13 protein-coding genes are annotated in these 18600 nt (G+C 64.4%); 9 read left to right on the forward strand and 4 right to left on the reverse strand.

Annotated features, from left to right (window positions below; translation table 11 throughout):
* Positions 1 to 80: 80 nt before the first annotated feature.
* Both ABFE16_16050 and ABFE16_16055 read right to left on the reverse strand, forming a co-directional pair.
* Positions 81 to 2537 carry a right-handed parallel beta-helix repeat-containing protein gene (locus ABFE16_16050; GenBank protein MEN6346816.1) on the reverse strand — a complete coding sequence of 819 codons (2457 nt, stop codon included), beginning with the start codon at positions 2535 to 2537 and terminating at the stop codon, positions 81 to 83.
* A 76-nt stretch (positions 2538 to 2613) separates the two neighbouring features.
* Positions 2614 to 3054: a flavodoxin gene (locus ABFE16_16055; GenBank protein ID MEN6346817.1), complete on the reverse strand. Its 441-nt coding sequence runs from the start codon at positions 3052 to 3054 to the stop codon at positions 2614 to 2616.
* Between the two features lie 264 nt (positions 3055 to 3318).
* Between ABFE16_16055 and ABFE16_16060 the strand changes: the two genes are divergently transcribed.
* Entirely contained in the window at positions 3319 to 5214 is a 1896-nt protein-coding gene (locus ABFE16_16060; protein ID MEN6346818.1) for a hypothetical protein, read from the forward strand.
* A gap of 74 nt (positions 5215 to 5288) precedes the next feature.
* Here ABFE16_16060 and ABFE16_16065 read toward each other — a convergent pair whose 3' ends face one another.
* A complete protein-coding gene (locus tag ABFE16_16065) occupies positions 5289 to 9563 on the reverse strand; it encodes a hypothetical protein (GenBank protein MEN6346819.1) in 4275 nt (1424 codons plus the stop codon).
* A 198-nt stretch (positions 9564 to 9761) separates the two neighbouring features.
* Between ABFE16_16065 and ABFE16_16070 the strand changes: the two genes are divergently transcribed.
* A complete protein-coding gene (locus ABFE16_16070; protein ID MEN6346820.1) occupies positions 9762 to 10670 on the forward strand; it encodes a class II fructose-bisphosphate aldolase in 909 nt (302 codons plus the stop codon).
* 82 nt (positions 10671 to 10752) lie between these two features.
* Here the strand turns inward: ABFE16_16070 and ABFE16_16075 are convergent, their stop codons facing one another.
* Complete coding sequence (locus tag ABFE16_16075; protein ID MEN6346821.1) at positions 10753 to 11853, reverse strand: Gfo/Idh/MocA family oxidoreductase; 1101 nt, start codon at positions 11851 to 11853, stop codon at positions 10753 to 10755.
* Between the two features lie 1005 nt (positions 11854 to 12858).
* Here ABFE16_16075 and ABFE16_16080 point away from each other — a divergent pair.
* The 7 genes from ABFE16_16080 to ABFE16_16110 all read left to right on the forward strand — a co-directional run bounded on the left by ABFE16_16080 (position 12859) and on the right by ABFE16_16110 (position 18571).
* Entirely contained in the window at positions 12859 to 13035 is a 177-nt protein-coding gene (locus tag ABFE16_16080; protein ID MEN6346822.1) for a Flp family type IVb pilin, read from the forward strand.
* Between the two features lie 103 nt (positions 13036 to 13138).
* Positions 13139 to 13702 (forward strand): A24 family peptidase, encoded by a 564-nt coding sequence (locus tag ABFE16_16085; GenBank protein MEN6346823.1) that lies wholly within the window; start codon positions 13139 to 13141, stop codon positions 13700 to 13702.
* A gap of 16 nt (positions 13703 to 13718) precedes the next feature.
* The gene (locus ABFE16_16090; GenBank protein MEN6346824.1) at positions 13719 to 14207 is read left to right on the forward strand and encodes a TadE/TadG family type IV pilus assembly protein; all 489 of its coding nucleotides are present in this window, start codon (positions 13719 to 13721) and stop codon (positions 14205 to 14207) included.
* Positions 14208 to 14225: 18 nt separating this feature from the next.
* Positions 14226 to 15305, forward strand: coding sequence for a pilus assembly protein TadG-related protein (locus tag ABFE16_16095; GenBank protein MEN6346825.1), 1080 nt, complete (start codon positions 14226 to 14228; stop codon positions 15303 to 15305).
* Between the two features lie 17 nt (positions 15306 to 15322).
* Complete coding sequence (locus tag ABFE16_16100; protein MEN6346826.1) at positions 15323 to 16669, forward strand: CpaF family protein; 1347 nt, start codon at positions 15323 to 15325, stop codon at positions 16667 to 16669.
* Positions 16663 to 17613 carry a type II secretion system F family protein gene (locus ABFE16_16105; protein MEN6346827.1) on the forward strand — a complete coding sequence of 317 codons (951 nt, stop codon included), beginning with the start codon at positions 16663 to 16665 and terminating at the stop codon, positions 17611 to 17613. The genes ABFE16_16100 and ABFE16_16105 overlap by 7 nt, the downstream gene beginning before the upstream one ends.
* A gap of 13 nt (positions 17614 to 17626) precedes the next feature.
* The gene (locus ABFE16_16110) at positions 17627 to 18571 is read left to right on the forward strand and encodes a type II secretion system F family protein (protein MEN6346828.1); all 945 of its coding nucleotides are present in this window, start codon (positions 17627 to 17629) and stop codon (positions 18569 to 18571) included.
* Positions 18572 to 18600 lie beyond the last annotated feature (29 nt).

The raw sequence follows: 18600 nt of genomic DNA on the forward strand, positions 1-18600 counted from the left end.
GACCTTTCGTAACGCACCAAGCTCCGGGCAGAGGCGTGCAGCAGCCCGGAAGGAACGCCTCGCAGACTGCGGATCAGGACCTACTCGGTCACGCCCCACTTGCCCGCGAGGTACTTCTGTACGGCCTCCGTCTCATCGAAGCGCAAGGCTCGACCGAAGACGAGGACCTCACCTACATCGCCGCCGAGGGCCTGCCCCTGAGCCGCCGAAGCGCCCAGGACTGTGATCGTGCCAAGCGCTGCGCCGTTGCGCTTCTGGATTGTGAAGAGGCGAGGCGGCCAGGTGCTGGGCTTCTCGCCGCCGGGGACACCGATCATCCAGTTCGGCGCCACCCATTCTTGCCCGACGCCGGTGAAGCTGGCAAGGATGCGCTGCCACGTCGGGCCAAGGGCCTCCTGCGCCTGTGAGACCACGAACACCGTGACAGCCCCCGGCTCGCGCTTGAGGTCAGCGACGCGCAGGCTGCCCGTACCGTTGCCACGCAGGACAGGTAAGCCGTTCATCCCCCGGGCAACCCACTTCACTGCGCCGTCCGGAAGCGCCGGCAGTGCGACGTGCTTGTTGGGTGACTTGTCACGCCAGGCGAGGACGGTGCCGTCGGCGCTGAGGTCGAGGCTTGTCTTGTCGGCTGCATCGAGCCACAGCGCCAGCCCGTCGGTGATCATCGTCTGAGCCGTGATGGGTCCGCGGGGCGCGTAGGCGAGATCATGGGTCGGTGCCGGAGGTGCCTCGGGGTCGCTCCAGTCGGCGCCGGCGACCCAGCGTGGACCGCCGAACTCGTAGGCTCCGAGGTCTGGCGCCTTGCCCTTGTAGCCGTCGGTGATGCCCTCAATCACAACCCCGGCGTCGATGGCGACTGAACCCTGCGTCGGGTAGCCATCCTTGTCGACTGCCCCCGGCGCGTTGTGGGACAGCTCGGGCCCCAGTTCTCCCTGCACGAACTCGTTGGGGTTCTTGGGGTTCATGGCCTCGTTGACGAGGTTGTTGACGATGCGCGTACCCTTCATGGTCGGGACGTAGGCGGCATAGCAGAAGGTCCCGAAGGCGTTTGCGGTCTGGGTGAGAGTGTTGTTATAGATCAGGTGATGGAGAGCGTCGCTGTTGATGTGGAAGGCGTTGCCCCCGCAGGCCCAGACCACGTTGTGATGCACGACGAAGTTGCTGCTAAAGTTGTCGAGGTAGATGCCGTTGCAGCGCGGGTTGTCGTGAACCCAGTTGTAGGCGATGACGCCGCCCTCGCCGTCGGTGCCCCAGCAGTAGATTGCTCCGGCGTCGTTGTTGAGCATGTTGCCGTCGTACAGGTCGTTGTACTGGAGGCTGATGCGCTTGCTGCCGCCGTGCTGGACGGTATCGCGACCGGCGCGGAAGAGGGTGCAGTGCTCGACTCGCGCTCCGACCGATCGGCCCAGGTCAAGTCCGCCACGACCACTGCCCAGGTAGTTGGCGTCGTGTACCACGCAGTTGAGGAGCGCGTTGTCCTCGCCGGAGAGCGACAGGGCCGTGGTGGCGCCGTAGGCGATGAGGCAGTTGCGCAAGGTGTTGCGCTTGCCCGTGATGGCGTTTGGCGTCGACGGCATCTTGCCGCCCGGGTACTCGCGGATATGCTCGACATAGCGCAGGCGGCAGTCCTCGAGCGTGCAGTCCTGGGAATCGCGCATGCTCACCGCTGCACCGAGGATGTCCGCGCCCTTGACCTCGATGAAGGAGAGCTTGCCAAGGTCAACGGCCAGTTCCCGCTGCTTGACCTCGACGACATGGTTCGCGGGGGAGCTACCGTCGGGTGTCCATAGGTAGACGGTTCCGGTCTTCTCGTCGAGGAACCACTCACCCGGACTGTCGAGACCGGCCAGCGCGCCGACGAGAAGGTAGGGATTGCCCGCACGGGGCTTGTACGGGTCCTCCTTGTGGTACTGGTCCTTCTTCTGGGCCTCGGTGGTGACATCGAAGCGGAAGGACTTGCCGGGCTGGTAGTCGACGACGCGACGGGTCATGTTGACCCATTCGCTGCCCGGCCAGAAGATGACAACCGCACCGTTCCAGTCGCCCGCGGGAAGGTTGGAATCAGCGAGGACCTCATAGCCGGTACCCTCACCGGCCCGGGCACGCTGCATGGCCATCAGGTCGTTCAGCGGCGAGTTCGGCCACCGGGCCTCCTGCATCATCTTCCCGTCGACGAAGAGCTGGAGGAACCTGAGGTTCGTCTGCAGCTTGTAGACGCTGCCCTGATGCTGCTGCCAGGTCCCAGTGAGTGCATCGGCACCGCTCAGCACGACCTTCTCGCCCGGTAGCGATAGGAAGCGAAGGGGCTTGTCGGCGGCGCCCGAGACCCTCGGCCGCAGCGTCTCGCGGTAGGTGCCTGCGCTCAGCCAGACCGTGTCTCCAGGGCCGGCGACGGCACAGGCTTTCGCGAGCGTCTGCCAGGGCAGGGCCCTGGTACCCGGGTTCTCGTCCTTGCCCTGTGGGGAGACGTAGTACTCGGCAGCGAAGGCTGTCGTCACGAGCAGGGCAGAAGCTAACACCAGTAGCGTCTTGTGCATCAGGCACCCCAAAGCAGAGGTCTGGGATTCAGGCCTCAGTGATGTGGGCTGAGTGGCTGCGGCGCCGTCCTGCGTCCTATCCGGCTGCGGCTGCGGCGAGCTTCGCGCCAAGAGCCTTCAGCAGGGCTTTGGCGGCTTCGTCGGGCGCACCCTTGACCGAGACGGAGTCGGCCACCTTCTTCAACTTGAAGCTCTTGGCAACGGACTCGACGCTGTCGATTGCCCGACCGCCGCCGCCGTGGGTGACGAAGGCGCCGAAGGGCTTGTCCGTGACCTCGCCCTGGGTGGGGTAGAAGGACCGGTCCAGGAAGTCCTTGAGGCCGCCGCCCATGTAACTGAAGGCATCATAGGAGCCCAGGGCAACCGCGCCGCAGGCCCTCAGGTCGTCCGGTCCGGCTTCCGAACCGGGCTTCACAACGACCTCAGCCCCGGCCTCCTTGGCGCCGGCGGCAACGGCTTCGGCAGCAGCTTTCGTGTGGCCTGTGAGGCTGCAGTAGACAACGAGCACCTTTGCCATGTCAGTACCCCTTCCGTTCTCCAGGGGCTCAAGACTGAAGAGTCCCCCGAACTCGTAAGTCGGCTGGTTGTGCAGAGCTGACTTCGCCCTTGAGCCCGGCCCTCCTCCTTGGTGTTGGGGAATCTGTTGCTCCCGGGCACGTCATGGCCGGCCCCGAAGGCGCTTCAGGGCCTGTGAACATTGTGGCGGGGCAGCAGGAACCCGGGAGTGGAGTCCGAAGTCGTTGATACGAGGCCGTTGAGACAGACGCAGGAGGTGGCAGTAATGAGGATAGGACGCGTGGTGATAGCCGTTGTCGCGATGCTGGCGTGCCTGGCTCCCTGTGTGTGGCCTGAGGATGGTCTGCAGGTGGCGCAGTTGGGTCAGGCGCCGAGAGTGACGCCGGGAATCAGGCCGCTTCGGATCTTGAGGCCACGGTTCCCGCTTCTCAGCCTTCCGGACCTAACGGTCCAGGTCACCGGACCCTACGAGGCCGTCGCGGGCACGGACATCAACCTGACGGTAACCGTACGCAACGAAGGAACTGCGGTGGCGCTGGGGACCAACACGGCTGCGCCGGGGCACAACTACTTCATCGACCTGGTTCTCTCCTCGAACAGTATCATCCCGGTGCGTGTTGCTGTCTGGCCCGGCTACGCCGGCAAGACGAGGGACGATTTCGTCGAGGATATGCTGCTGCAAGGGGGACGTGACACCATACCCGGCGATATCGCCCCCAATGCGCAGCGGACGTACTCGCACCCGGTCTACATCCCCAGGAACACGCCGCCGGGCCTCTACTGGATCGGGGCAGTGGTTGACCCATCACGAGCTGTGTGGGAGTTGCGGGAGTTCAACAACACCTTCTGCTATCCGGTCATGATCGCGCCGCCTAGTGCGCCTGGAGTGGACACCGGTCCCGGGGTATGGGTGATGCCGTACGCGGTGGGAGGAACGCCCTTGTACCGCATCAAGCCCACCGGCCTCACCGACTATACCGACGGCAGCGGGCTTTCCATGGTGAACGCGCCCTTCGGGGCATACCTGGGTCTGCGCCACGGCTACCACTCCTCGCTTCCCACTCCGGCGCTCACCCATTACCGCTGGCTCTATCAGCGAGTGGGGGAGACGGAGTGGCACGAGTTCAACCAGCCCGTCGGGGTGCACTACGAGAGGGATGAAGGCGGGCATGTGACCTTCCCCGTCTACATGCTCGGGCCGAAGGGCGTGGCAGGGAAGCTGCTGTACGAGTTCCGTCCTCACAACCCGCCAGCCGAGGCCGGTGCGGTCACGAAGTGGCCGACCAGTGACTGGTTCGGGGACATCTACAGCGGGTACCTCAACTCGCCGGAGCTGATCGACGGCACCTACCGCATCAAGCTGGAGCTGTTCAACGCCACGGGTAACCAGGTGATGCCGGGTGCGTCCACCTTCCGTTTCATCGTGCCCACCGGGGTCGCCGCTAACGGAGACACACTGACCCGCAACGCGTTAGGACCGGAGATCAATGGCGGCGGGTACGTCTTCGCCCTGCAAGTCGATAACCACCTGTGCAGCGCGGTCATCGACAATCCGCAGATTGGCGATATGAACGTCGCCGACCCCTGGGGGTTCCTGCACTATACGAACCGTGCGACCGACCAGATCAGCATCAACTACCATGCTACTCACCCGCGGAACTACGCGGTGCTGGGCTTCAGTATCGTCCGAGCCTCAACCACCGTCGATTCCGCGAACGGTGAGGTCTTTGCCACCGCGCTGGGCTCCTACGAGGGCGACGGCAACGGGAACTTCGGCCACGACTTTCTCATCAACCAGTTGATACCACCGGAGTGTCCCGGGTGGGCGGCCTTTGCCGAGGTGCTGCACGTCTACGCCAAGGCAACGACCGGCTGGGGTAACCGCATCGCGAGCTATGATGCCGGCGCGGTGCGCGCCTTTGCCATCGCCCCCGAGGCGGCAGGGATGGCGCAGGTTCTGCCCACGCCTTCTGCGCCGCCTTTCACACCGGTGCCTCCGGAGAAGTTCCAGGGGCCGGTGCCTCCGGAGTTCGATGCGCTTGGCATCCCCATCCCGGTGCCCGTTGCACCTGAGCACCTGAAACTGATGGCGGTTCCGAGTGGCGTAACGACGCCGACTGTGCGGCCGCCGGCTGCGCTGACTGTGCCTCGCAACATGTGAGAAGCGCCGAGGGGCCGGTCTCCCCGGCCCCTCGGCGGCAGAGGGTATAGCTTTGGCCTGGCGCAGGCTGCCTATCAATGGTCTGCGCCAGGTAGCGTCAAGCGCCAGACGTCATTCATCAGCGGCCAGGAATTGCCCGCCACGACCCAGAGGCTGCCGTTGAAGACGTAGACGGTGGACTCGTGACGGGGGGTGAACTCCGGCGCGGGAGCGAACTGCTGCCACGTCTTGCCGTCCTCCGTGAACCACACGTCCCCGAGGTTCTGCGCGTTCTTGTTGTCGTAGCCGCCGATGAACCAGAGCTTCCCCGCGTACTCCCGGGCAATGAACCACATGCGCGGCGACCAGGGTGCGTGCTCCAGAACGCGTTCCCACTTGACGCCGTCGGCGGAGCACCAGACGTCGTTGGAGGTGGTCATGTCGGGATAGCCCTTCTCGGGCGGGTCCAGTCTGCCGGGGATCTTGCCGCCCAGGAGCCAGAGCTTGCCGCGGTAGACGGCGACGGCTGAGCCATAGCGATTGCCGAAGGGTGCGGACTCGAGGGTGCGCGTCCAGTTGACGCCGTCCGTCGAGTTCCATACATCGTCGCCGCTCCCGAGGTGCCACATCTTCCCGTCATGGACAACGATCTCGCCGTAGCCGCGAACGCCGAAGGGCGTCTTCTCCAGTACTCGCGTCCAGTTCAGGCCGTCGGTGGAGCTCCAGACGCTGCCCTTGATGGCCCAGACCTTGCCCTGGTAGACGACCATCTCGGAGTAGCCGTCATAGGGTGTCTCGTCGGCGACCTTCGTCCAGGTGACTCCGTCGGCCGAGTTCCACAGATCGCGGCTCAGTACGTTGCCCTGGTGGTAGCCATTGCTGAGCCACATCTTGCCGTCGAGCACGAAGTCCTCAGCCGTGTCGCGCGTGCTGAAGGCGGCCTCCTTGCTGATGCACTCCCATTTTGCCGTCATCTGCGTCCCTCCGGATTGTGTAAGGTCCTGGGCGACCGTGGCTGTGAACATCCAGCGTCGCTCCCAGAACCGCTGTAGCTTGACGACGAGCTTGTTCTCGCCCTGTTTCAGTGCTATCGGGACAAGGAACTCCTCGCGCAGACCCTTCTCGTTGGGCACGAAGCCAAGAAGTTCGCCATTGAGCCAGAGCGTCGCCTGGCTGGTGGAGCCGAAGCGCAGGGTGGCTCCGGGGCTTGCGGGGCCCTGGAGAGTCGTGACGGCGTAGACGACATCGCCGGTCTCGGCTTCGCGGTTGCTGCCCAGATCGATCACCGGCAGCCCTGCCGTCGGCGAGTAGTCCTTGTCGCAGTTCGCCTGTAGCTTCGTCCAGTCGGCGAGCGGCAGGTCCTTGAGGCGCTCTTCGAGCGGCGTCGTCACGGTACGCCACCACTCCGGATTCGGGATGCGCGGACTGACCTGCCAGTCGCGAAGGAGAGTGCGCTCGGGAAGGGCCCTTGCGGGTGTGTCCGGTGGGATCGCCTCCACGATCAGCGCCGCTACGCCCCAGCCTGTTGGGCCGCCGAAGGTGAGGTCGAGATGACCGTCCTGGCTGGTGGCCTCGAACTCCCGAGCCAGGAGGGCGCTCTTGTCCAGGGCCTCGTCGAGGAGCATGACCTTTCCGTTGCACTGCACCATTCCGGACACGCGGAAGTTGTAGTTGGTCCAGGAGGGATTCACGTTGACGATGCGGACCCGGTAGCGCCCGGCGGGAACATCAAGGCGGAAGCTGCGCGAGGTGCCGGAGGCGAGGCTGAACTGCAAGGGCTGCGGCACAGGCTGCTTGTAGGGCCAGAAGGGGAGACGCTGGGCTTTGGGCTCGGGCCCGACGAGGTCCTTGCCGTACTTCTGGGCGGAGTCATAGTAGGTCTCGTCCGGCAGGGGTTCGCTGTCATCGGTCACCGGGAGCCAGCCGAAGCCACGCTCGGCGGTGTAGGCCATGTCGGCCTTCACGGACTTCCAGCCCGCGAAGTCCTGAGGCGCACCAAAGGCCAAAGCGACCAGAGGCTTGTCGGCGGTGACGGCAGAATTCAAGCCGGCGAGGTAGTCCGCATCGCTCTGCTGGGCCACGGACTGAAGCAGGTCGCGGGCTGACTGGGGCGTCTGCGGAGTCTGCGCTGCAGAGTCAACGCGGGTGCGAAGCGGGTCGTTGGCAGGCTTCGTCGCGACGGCTATCTGCGCCCGGGCAAGCAAGGCCTGAGCCTGCAGAGCATCGTTGCGCTGCTGTTGCGCCTCGCGGCTTCCGATCGTCAGGATACCGTATATGTGCACCGACGGGATGGTGACGGTCGCCTTGCCGTCGGTCACCTGCATCTCGAGCGGCAGCGAGTCCTTGCCCGGAAGGAGCCAGGTTGCCTCGCCGGCGTCTACGCCCTGCGGTACCGTGAGCGTTACCGGCAGAGGCTGCGTGTCCGTAGCGGTGCCGGTCTCGAAGTTCACGTTGTAGTTCACGAAATGGGCGCTGAGGGTGCGCGAGGTCCCGGCTTCACCCGCGCCATGAGTCCAGGTCTTGACCCACAGGAGTGAAGGCAGATCGCCCTGGAGGATAGGGCTCTGGACGGCCTCTCGCAGCGCCTGAAGGGTCTCGGCCGTCTGCGCTCTTGAGGCGTCGCCCTCTGAAGCCCGTGGCGGCAGGAAGGTCTTGCCCGGCCGGATCTCCAGAACACGGCCAGCCTTCTTCCAGGCCTCCAGGGGAGACGTCTCGCGTGGCAGGTTGTCCTCGTCTCGGGTTCCGCAATCGCCGGCGACGGCGAGCGTTCCGCCCTGCTTCAGGTAGTCGGTGAGAAGCACGATCTGGGCATCCGTCATGCACTCGACTGCGGGCACGATCAGGACGCGGTACTGCTTGAGCTCGTCCAGCCCCCAGTGATCGGCGTGGATCTCCGGGTGGTTCATGATGACGACGTCGTACTGGACATGCCCCTCCTGACAGGCTCGTGCAATCCCCTCGAAGGCACACAGGGGCCTGGAGACCGAGTACATATAGTCATGGTACATGAGGCTCGGGATGGAGTAGATCAGGCCGACATCGGACAGCGGCTGGGAGTTCTGAGGCTGGTAGAGCCCACGGTTCTCGTGCCGGAAGCGGTAGTAGTCGGTCATGATCTGCTGCAGGGCCGACTCTTTGCTGAGGCTGTCCTGATAGGGGAATAGCACCCCGCCTCCGGCACAGCACTCGGCGATCTCGTGCTCCACGATATCCGGCGTGAGCTTGTGGAAGCGGAGCATGGACATGAAGGGCTTGGTGCCGCGCGTCATGGCCCGGCCCATCACATACCGCAGGGCGCCGTCGGCGTTGTTCCAGTGATACCGAAACATGTCGTAGGCTGACACGCCCTGGGTCTCGAACCAGACGGTGTCGACGAAGTCGGCCAGCGCGACCTGGTAGGGCGTCGCCCCGATGGCCGATCCTCCCTGGTTGCCGTGGACGTCGAAGTCGCGGCCCTGACGGGCGGCTGCGAGCTTGCAGTCGTTGTAGTAGGTGATCCAGTTGGATAGCTGCGAGAGGTAGAGGAACTTCTGGTACTGGTTCATGACCGGCGGGGCGCAGAGCTTCTCGATGACCTGGGCCTGTGCGGGGTCGAAGGTCCACTTGCCGAAGGGCGGAAGCTGCTTGAGGGTGTCCATCTGTGTCGCTTGCACATAGTCGCGGATGCTCTTGTACTGGCTGCGGAACTCCGGCAGGCGGTTAGTGCGAGTGAGGTAGTCGAAGAACCTGCGGTTGCAGAAGTCGCAGTAGCGGCCATGGCCTCCGGCGCCGATGCGGGAAGTGGGTCCGCCGATGTTGTCCTGGCTGGTGGCGTGCCCGAGAGCAGCCGCGCTGAGGAGGTCGTAGTCGATAACCGCCGACCAGCGGGGCGCGTTGTTGCACACGATGTAGGCATCCCAGCCGATGCTGTCCTTCCACCACTGCTGGCTGTTGTTGTACTCGGGGCTGAGAACGCGGTCGCCCTTGAAGTCCTGGGCGAAGCCGTTGTCCCAAAACAGCCTCCTCGCGCCGTCGAGGACGAAGTGGATGGTCTCCTGGTACTCGTTGTGACCGTAGACCTCATACCAGATGCCACGGTGGGTCAGCCACTCGTTGCTCGTGAAGTCGCCGGAGCGGTCGAGGACATCAAGCAGCAGCCAGTTGTCGGCGGTCCAGCCCTGAAGACGCTCCGGGCCACCACGTCCGCCGCCCCAGCCGGCATTGATGACGTAGGGCCACCAGGGCACGGGCTGCGTCTGGAAGTTGCGCACCTGGGTAAGGTCGGGCAGCACGGGCTGAGCCGGCTGTGTCTCACGGGGTAAAGAGGCGGCGTGAGTAAGGGCGCTGCAGGACAGCAACAGGGCAACCAGGGAAAGCGTGGGCCGCAGCATCAGGAAGGCCTCCGGGCGCAGGAGTGGGACTGCCAGTCGCGTGTTGCTCGTGGCTGCGTCTGTCTTCTGGGTGGCAGGAGGGAGGTTGGTCGTCGGTGCCGCCGGCTCCTTCCTCGCGGAGGGTGCCGGTGACCTCGTTGGAGGAATTCGCGGATCGGCTGCGAAAGGGAAGGCATCCCTAAGACTGTAGGAGACATCATGACAGAGCCGACCTCTCGCGAACTCGTACACCGGGCCTGGAAGCTGGGCCTGGCGCTACCAAGCTTCAACGTACCGCACTTGCCCATGATGGAGCCGATCATCAAGGCGCTGCGTGATACTGGGACCATGGGACAGGTGGCAGTGGCAAGGGTGGAGTGGAAGCGCTTCGCCGCCGGTGGACCGACGCCGATCTTCGAGGAGTACCAGCGCTTCAAGGATGAGCGCTTCGTGCGTCTGCACCTGGACCATATCCCGGTGGTTGATGAGGACCAGCAGCGTGTGGACTACGTCCCGCTCTTCACCGAGGCCTTGGGACTGGGGTATGACTCGGTGATGGTGGACGGTTCGCGGCTGCCGCTCGAGGAGAACATCGCGGCGACGCATCAGGTAGTGGAGATGGCCCAGGAGACGGGTGCTGCAGTGGAGGCTGAACTGGGCGCTGTGCTGGGACATGAGGCCGGCCCGCTGCCGCCCTACGAGGAGCTGTACGAGTCCGGTCGCGGGTTCACCGATCCAGGCGAGGCCCGACGCTTCGTGCAGGAGACAGGCGTCGACTGGCTGTCTGTCGCCGTGGGGAACATCCACGGGGCGGTTAGTGAGGCTGCGAGGAGCGAGAAGAAGGTTGAGGCGCGGCTGAACCTAGAGCACCTGGCGAAACTGCGCGAGGCAGCGGGGGTTCCGCTGGTTTTGCATGGCGGCAGTGGGATCAAGCAGGAGTTCGTGCGCGCCGGATTCCGCGAGGGGATTGCGAAGATCAACGTCGGCACGAATGTGCGTCAGGCCTACGAGGCGGCGCTGGTGAAGTCCGTGGAGGCCGGTCGGCAGGCCGTCTATGACGAAGTCGTGCGCCTGCTGGTGGAGGAGTACCAGTTGGCCGGATCGGCGGAGCGGCTGCGAGAGGGATAGCGGAGTCCGCAAGCTGGAATGGAGACGGCCCCGAGACCGAGATTGGTCCCGGGGCCGTTGTGTGTCCGGTGGAAGGGAGACGCTACCAGTTGAAGACGGGTACGTCGCGCCAGTTCCCGTCGGTCATCGCGGATTCATGGGCGATGATTCCGGGGACCGTGAAGTCCATGGACCGCATGACGTCGATCGGGGGGTGTGTGCCCTTCTCGATGGCTTCGAGGAAGTCTCGGATCATGTAGTACTCCGAGGTGCCGTGGCCGCCCTGCTTGGCCTCCTCAGGGGCTTCAGGGTCGACGATCTCGCAGGTGATGACCTCCGCCTTGCGCTGCCCCTTTTCGTCGTCGGGGGTCTCGCCCTCAATCCAGAGGTAGCCTTCGGTGTTGCTGCCCGAGCGACCGTTTTCCACGTAACCCTTCGTGCCATAGAGGGAGTAGTAGACGGTGTGCGGGTAGCGCGGAGCCACCTGGCTGCGGGCGATCTTGAGGAGCGCGCCCTTCTGCGTGCGGAAGAGCCCGACTTCCATGTCGAGGAAGCCGAGGTGGTCGCTCTGCTCGGGGCGCTTGTGGAAGCCTGCCTGGCTGCCGGAGGCTGCCACAATGCGGTCGTCCATCAGCGTGAGTAGTGGCCCGAGACAGTGAGCGCAGTACCAGATCGGCGGACGTTCGTGGCGCCAGAAGTACTCGCCGGTCTTTGCGTCGATCAGCAGGTTCTCGATCTCGTGGATGTACTCGGCCTCGGCGTAGTAGATGGGTCCGAGCTTGCCCTGCTGGACGATCTTCTGCCACTGGCGGACATAGTGGAAGTAGCTGTAGTTCTCGGCCATCATGTAGGAGCGCCCGGTCTGCTTGACGGCCTGGACGATCGCTTCGCAGTCCTCGACGGTGTAGGCGGCGGTCTGCTCGCACATCACATGCTTGCCGGACTGCAGCGCCTTGATCGTCTGCTCGGCATGGAAGCGAATGGGTGTGGCGATCATGACGATGTCCATCGGCGCAGAGAGGAACTGGTCGTAGTCGGTGTAGAGCGCCGAATCGGGCAGAGAGAAGGCCTTGCCCAGGTCGGACAGCGTGTCGGTGCTCAAGTCACAGAGGGCGGTGACGTTGAGCTGCGGATGGGCCGCAAAGAGGGAGACGAACCCGCGTCCGCGTCTCAGACCGGCGATGCCGATGTTCAGCTTTTGCATACTTGCTCTGTTTCCCTTCGTGTCGGTGTGCGAAGGCCTTGCCACCAGTTTCAGTTCAGGCGGCGATGCTGACTTCTCCCTCGGGGCGTGCGAACCTCCCTGGGCACTGTGGCATCTGCGTGCACGCGGGGATCACACTGAGAGTACCGCCCTCGGGGGCGGTACTCTGCGCACGCACTTTGCGGTGGCCCAAGGGAGAGTGTGCCGGCCTTTGCTACTACAGAAGGGCGCGATATTCCGTTGTCCCTAGGGGACGTGGGGGATTGGTATTGATGTTTGTGCGACGCTCGACCACATGATGGGCGTAACTGTATACAGCTACGAGTCATTTTAGGTACTTATGAGTTGACTGTTGCCGAGACGTCTGTATACTGACCATACGTGAACTCAACGGAAGTGGAGCAGTCGGTGATGGCAACGGCACCTTGGTTGCGGGCAAGGTAGTAGTTGAGGGGCAGCGGAGGCCTGGGTTGAGTTGCGGAGCGGACCCGCCCGTGTGTGCAGTGCGACACTTCGCCGCGGTTCTAGATCGTCCTAACCCACTCGCGCGAGCAGACGCGGACGGCTCCGGACCTCGGAGACACGTCCGCGTTGTTGTTTTGTGGGGAAGGCCTGAGGGGCACCTCCCAGAAACGGACGCGGAGTTGCCAGATGGTGAGGGGCTGGAGTAGGTCGCCCTTGAGAAGCACTGGGGAGAACAGAAGGGGCGTCGAGAAGCGGCAACTTCCCGACGCCCGGGGGCAAACAGACAACTTGGCTACGGCCTGTTCGCATCCCCCATATTAACCTCCTGTTCAAACCCCTGTCAACTTGTCGTCGGGGTCTTCGAGACCCCCTGACCTGACCGGTGGCATTCGTGACTGAGGTGCCGCATGCACCAGGCACACAGCCGGTAGCCGTACCTTCTCGAGGACGCAAGGGCAGGGCGGATGGCACGCGGCCACGCCCGTCCACTCGTCGTAGGGGGCATTGTGACCCCCAAAAACGGTTCAGGAGGCAGGGGAAATGCTGAGAGCACTTACCGGGTTGTGGAAGGACGAAGACGGGCCGACTACTGTGGAGTACGCGCTACTGCTGGTCCTGGTATCGATTGTGGCAATCGCTGCGTGGAGCCGGCTGGGCAGCAACGTGACGGTTGCCGCCAACAGGGCGGCAGACAACATCGCGGTCCCTAGCACCTAGTCGGTCACCAGCCGCTTCCGGCGGCTGCGGGCGCTGCGGATCCTCACCCCGGCGATGGTCCGCAGCGCCCCCTCCGCCGGCATCACTCACCGGGAGTGATCGCATGGAGCCCATGCACGACGACCCAGTTCTGACGGTCGTAACTTCCGCAATCATATATATGATGGCGATCATCGCCACCGTTACCGACGTCCGAGACGGCAAGGTCTACAACTGGCTGACGGCTCCTGGCGCGGTTCTGGGGCTGGTGCTGAACACATACTTCCTGGGGCTCGACGGCACTCGGTCGAGCCTGATCGGCCTCGGCATCGGAGTGGCGGTGTGGTTTGTGATGCCGATCCTGGGCAAGCCGCTGGGCGGCGGCGATGTGAAGCTCCTGGCCGCCATTGGCGCCTTGCGTGGACCGCAGTTCCTCCTCTATACGATGATTCTCGCCTTCCTGTGGGCAGGGCTGATGGGCATCGTGCTGGCCTGCCGACAGAGGCGGCTTCTTGCCTGTGCTCGCAGGGCGGGGTCGTGGTTGCTGCTGCCACCGGCCCTGCGCACGGACCCGGACACCGGTGGTCTTGAGACAGCGGCCACAGGGGTGCGCGTGCCTTTTGCTGCGGCTACGGGTCTGGGAGCCCTTACGGCCGCTCTAGTCCTTCGGGGGTCGCCGCTCTTCTGAAAGGAGGGGCGTTACCATGACGGTTCCGGCACGCTATGGAAGGCTGCACGGAGGCGCGGTCACGGTGGAGATGGCCATCGTCGCTCCGCTGCTGGTCTTGCTGGTCTTCTCGATCCTGGAGGTTGGTCTGATCATTAAGGACGCGCTGACGATCAACCAGGCTGCTCGAGAGGGTGTCAGGGCCGCCGCTGTGGGGGCTTCGATCGAGACCATCGAGACTCGTGTTCGCGGCAGCGCTCCGTCGCTCAACCCTGCCGCGATCAGGTGCGACAAATCCTACCGTACGCTCAGCAAGTCGACGGGAGCATGGAGCGGCTGGACAGAGCTCACAAACATCGGCAGCGGCGCCGACCTGCGGAATATCGCTCCGGTGGATGCGCAAGTGATGATCACCGTTACGTATCCGCACCAGCTCGTGGCGGGGCAGCTCTTTTCCGGACTGTCAGACAAGGGCACACCCGGCACGATGACACTGGGTGCCAGCCTCATCATGCGCCGGGAGTAGGCAAAGAGGGGTAGGGCCATGAGAGCGCGATACCGGACGACACGTGTATGCAGGGGTGCTGCGCTGGTGATGCTGCTTGGGGCACTCGGGGCCTTGCTGGGGATGGCGGCTCTGTCGATCGACGTCACGCGGATGTACGTCGCGGCGCAGAGGGCGCAGAGCGTCGCGGACGCCTCGGCCTTCGGGGCAGGTGGCAAGCTTCCCGACAGCACTGTGGCGACGACCACAGCGCTGAGCCTTGCCGCCACCAACATCGCACAGGCCCCGGCCTGGCCGACCGTCGTGGGATCGGAGGACGTGACCTACTACCCGCCCGGGAGCACCATCTTCCGACCCGACGGGAGCGTGCTGACCCAGCTTGGCGGCAGCACTCACGGCATCATGGTGAAGGCGCATGTGCAGGTCGACTTCGCCTTCGCCGGAGTGATCGGCCGTGCGACAGGCATCGCGACACGCTATGCGGTCGTCGTGCGAGGAGCCGCAAGCGGGATGCAATGTATCCCGATGTGGATCTCGTCAGGTTCGCCCGAGCTGGGGAGCGGCGGGCCAATCAACCTTCTCAAGGTGGATGACCCCAAGGGCGCTGTCCCGCCGGGCAGTTTCGGCTTCCTCGACTTCTCGGTGTCGGGCGAGGACTGGTTTCGGCAGCTACTGAGTGGCTACAACGTGTCCGAGGCGGTTGCGAGAGCCGCCTACGTCCAAGCCGGCGGCGTGGTGACCGCCCTAACCGGCGAGCGTACCGGGCAGTGGGAGCACTATCTCGAACAGGAGACGGGGCAGTACCAGGGGCAGGCCCGTCTGGAGCGCGCGATGAACGACCCGACGTGGTCTCAGGAGACGCCGGAGCCCGGCAACTACTCCAGGGATAACCCACGGCTCATCCAGGTGCCCGTCGTCGACTACGCCGGTGGCACGGGGTCGACGGCGAAGTTCACTGTCGTCGGCTTCGCAGAGATGTGGCTCCTCGACGTGTGCCAGGGCGGCAAGAAGATCCAGGTCCAGTTCCTGCAGTACAACTACTTCAGCGGTGGCGGCGGCGATCTTGACCCTCGCGTCGGGGGTAGTGGCGGGGTGTTCATCGTCAGGCCGATTGCGTGAGGTCAGAGGGCTGGGAGATGACGAGCTACGTGGGCCGATTCCAGGGGCGTAAGAGCACGTCCTTCCTGTCTGCCGAGGAGGAGCAGCAGCAGCGGCTGCTTGAGGTCAAGCGGCTGGTGCACGAGCGCATCCTCAAGCAGACCGAGTTCACGGTGCTGGACAACCTCAGCCCCGAGGAACTCACGGCCCATGTGCAGGGCCTGGTGGGTGGAATCGCCGCGGAGGCCGGCATACCGCTTTCGACCGGAGCGCGCCAACGGGCTGAGGCAGAAGTGGTGGATGAGATCACCGGGTATGGCCCGATCCAGCGATTCCTCGATGACCCGACGGTCACCGAGGTGATGGTCAATGGACATGACATGGTTTTCGTCGAGCGAAAGGGACGTCTGGAGGAGACTACCGCACGGTTCCTTAGCGACGACCATCTCATGCGGATCATCCACAAGATCGTGACGCCGCTTGGGAGGCGTGTGGATGGGAGCTCGCCGATGGTCGATGCCAGACTCCCGGACGGCTCACGCGTCAACGTTCTCGTCCCACCACTAGCCGTGGACGGTCCGCATCTGACGATTCGGAAGTTCTCGCAGAGCCCGTTCACGCCGGAGGACCTGGTGTCCTTCGGCACGATGTCCCAGGAGATCAGTGACTTCCTCAAAGCCTGTATCGTCGGGAAGCTCAACATCATCATCTCCGGGGGAACGGGTAGCGGGAAGACGACGACGTTGAACGCACTCTCCTCGCACATCCCCGGTGACGAGCGGATTATCACCATTGAGGATGCGGCGGAACTGAAGCTACAGCAGCGCCATGTGATCACGACCGAGAGCCGACCGGCGAACCTCGAAGGGCAGGGCGAGATCACGATCCGGCAACTGGTGCGGAACTCGCTTCGCATGCGTCCGGACCGCATCATCGTGGGTGAGGTGCGCGGTGCTGAGGCCCTGGACATGCTCCAGGCGATGAACACCGGTCATCAGGGGTCAATGGGGACCGTCCATGCCAACAGCACTCAGGACGTGCTCTCGCGTCTGGAGACGATGGTCCTGATGGCAGGGACGGAGCTGCCCTCGCGGGCGATCCGTGAGCAGATAGCCTCCGCGATCGACCTGATCGTGCACCAAGCGAGGTTCCGCGACGGCGTTCGTCGGATCGTACAGATCAGTGAGGTACAGAGAATGGAGGGCGACGTGATCGCCCTGACCGACCTCTTCGCCTTTGAGCAGGACCGTATCACGGAGGAGGGCTGCGTCGAGGGGCGACATGAGTCCACGGGTCTGCGGCCGCTCTTTGCCGAGCGCCTGGCGGCCCAGGGGATCCCCTTCCCGATTAGCTTCGTCCGAGAGAGTGGTGCGAGCAAATGGTGATTGCGAGCCTCCTCTGGGGCCTGTTGGCACTGGTGGTCGTAGCTGCGGCTGTCCTCTTCACGCTATGGTCGAGCACTTCGGGAGCGGCGCCCGGCCAGCGCTCGCTGCAGAAGCTGCTGACGCTGGACAGTCCTGAACCGCCGGATATCAGCACGCGCCCGGATGCGATACCGACCCTGACGCGGGTTCTTGCCCGAACACCCCTCGGACGCCGGCTGCAGTTGAGGATCATACGTGCGGGCTGGCCGCTACGTCCGTCGGAGCTTGTTGCGATGAGTGTGATGGCCGGGGCAGTTGGCTGGCTTGTAGGGGCCTTCATCTGGCGCCTGCCAGGAGCAGTCACCGGGGCTGCGCTGCTGACCGTGCTGCCCTGGGTCGCCATGGAGATCTGCCAGAGCAGCCGGAAACAAGCCCTGATGCGGCAATTGCCGGACGCGCTTGATCAGATGTGTGCGTCACTCCGCGCCGGCTATGGGTTTTCGCAGGCGCTGAAGGCCGTGGGAGACCGTACACCGCCGCCTCTGGGGCAGGAGGCTCGTCGTGTGGTCGATGAGCTCGCCATGGGGCTTTCGCTGCACGAGGCCCTCGACCGGATGATGCTCCGTACGGACCAGGCAGACCTGGCAGTGATGTGCACCGCGGTCCAGGTGCAGAACCGAACAGGTGGCAGCCTGGGAGAGGTGATCTCCAACATCGCAGAGGTGATTCGCGAGCGCGTACGCCTCGCCGGTGAGGTCGCAGCCCTGACGGCCGAAGGGCGGCTCTCTGCGGGGGTACTCATTGTGCTGCCTCCCTGCATGGCGGTTCTGCTGGCTTTCATCAGGCCCGGCTGGCTCGATCCGCTGGTCACCGACCCCCTGGGACGCCTGATTCTCCTGGGCGGCTCGGTCTCTTTCGTCTTGGGCATCTACGTGCTGAACAAGCTCGTGAAGATCGAGCTGTAGAGGCGGGACAGCGATGATCCTAGTAGTGGCGATCGAAGTGCTGTGGTTCGCATCGGTCTTCTATCTTGTGTTTGGCGTCCTGGCGATGAGATCGAAGCCGGGACTGACCGAGCAGCTCGCCTCTCTGTCAGGTCAGGAGGCGAGTGGGCGCGTCGGACCCCTGCCCCTTGCTGCCGGCCTGGACCAGAGCTTTCACGTGCGCGTAGTCGTCCCGCTGCTGCTGCGTCTGGGCGGGATGCTGGAGGCGATCACCCCCGCACGCACTCTGGCCGCTGCGCGCCTGAGGGTTGAACGGGCAGGCAGTCCTCATGGGCTAACGGCGATCCAGTTCCTGGGTCTGCGCGCCGCTTCGACGGCACTTGGTATCCTGGCGGGGCTCGCCCTGCTACGATGGCCGATAGCGACGGGTATGTCCAACGGACTGGTGGCCGTGCTCGTGGCCTTCGCGGGGATCCTGCTGCCCGACTACTGGCTCGAACGCCAGATAGAGACCCGAGAGCGGGCCATAAAGGTGGCACTGCCCTACAGCATTGACCTGATGGTCGCCTGTGCAGAGGCCGGTCTGGGTCTCGATCAGGCTCTGTCCGAGGTCATGCGTCGTCAGCCGGGTGCACTGGCCGACGAGTTTGGGCGGCTGCTGAAAGAGGTCGCCCTCGGCAAGACGCGGGCGGAAGCCTGGCGAGATCTCTCGCACCGGGTCGGGGTTGAGGAGTTGCGGCTTTTCGCATCGGCGATCTACCAGGCCGACCAGATGGGTACCAGCATTGCGCGGGTCTTGCGTGGACAGTCGGACGCCTTGCGCGCTCGCTACTCGATGTGGGTCCGTGAGGAAGCAGCGAAGCTGCCGGTTAAGATGATGTTTCCGCTGGTGTTCTTCATATTCCCAGCGCTGTTTGTGGTTGTGCTGGGGCCGGCCGCGGTTAGCATCATGCGCAGCATGGTGTTCCTGAACCCGTAGCCGGCGGGGAGTGGAGTGCTTGCCTGGTC

The organism is Armatimonadia bacterium, from assembly GCA_039679385.1.
Taxonomy (GTDB): domain Bacteria; phylum Armatimonadota; class Zipacnadia; order Zipacnadales; family JABUFB01; genus JAJFTQ01.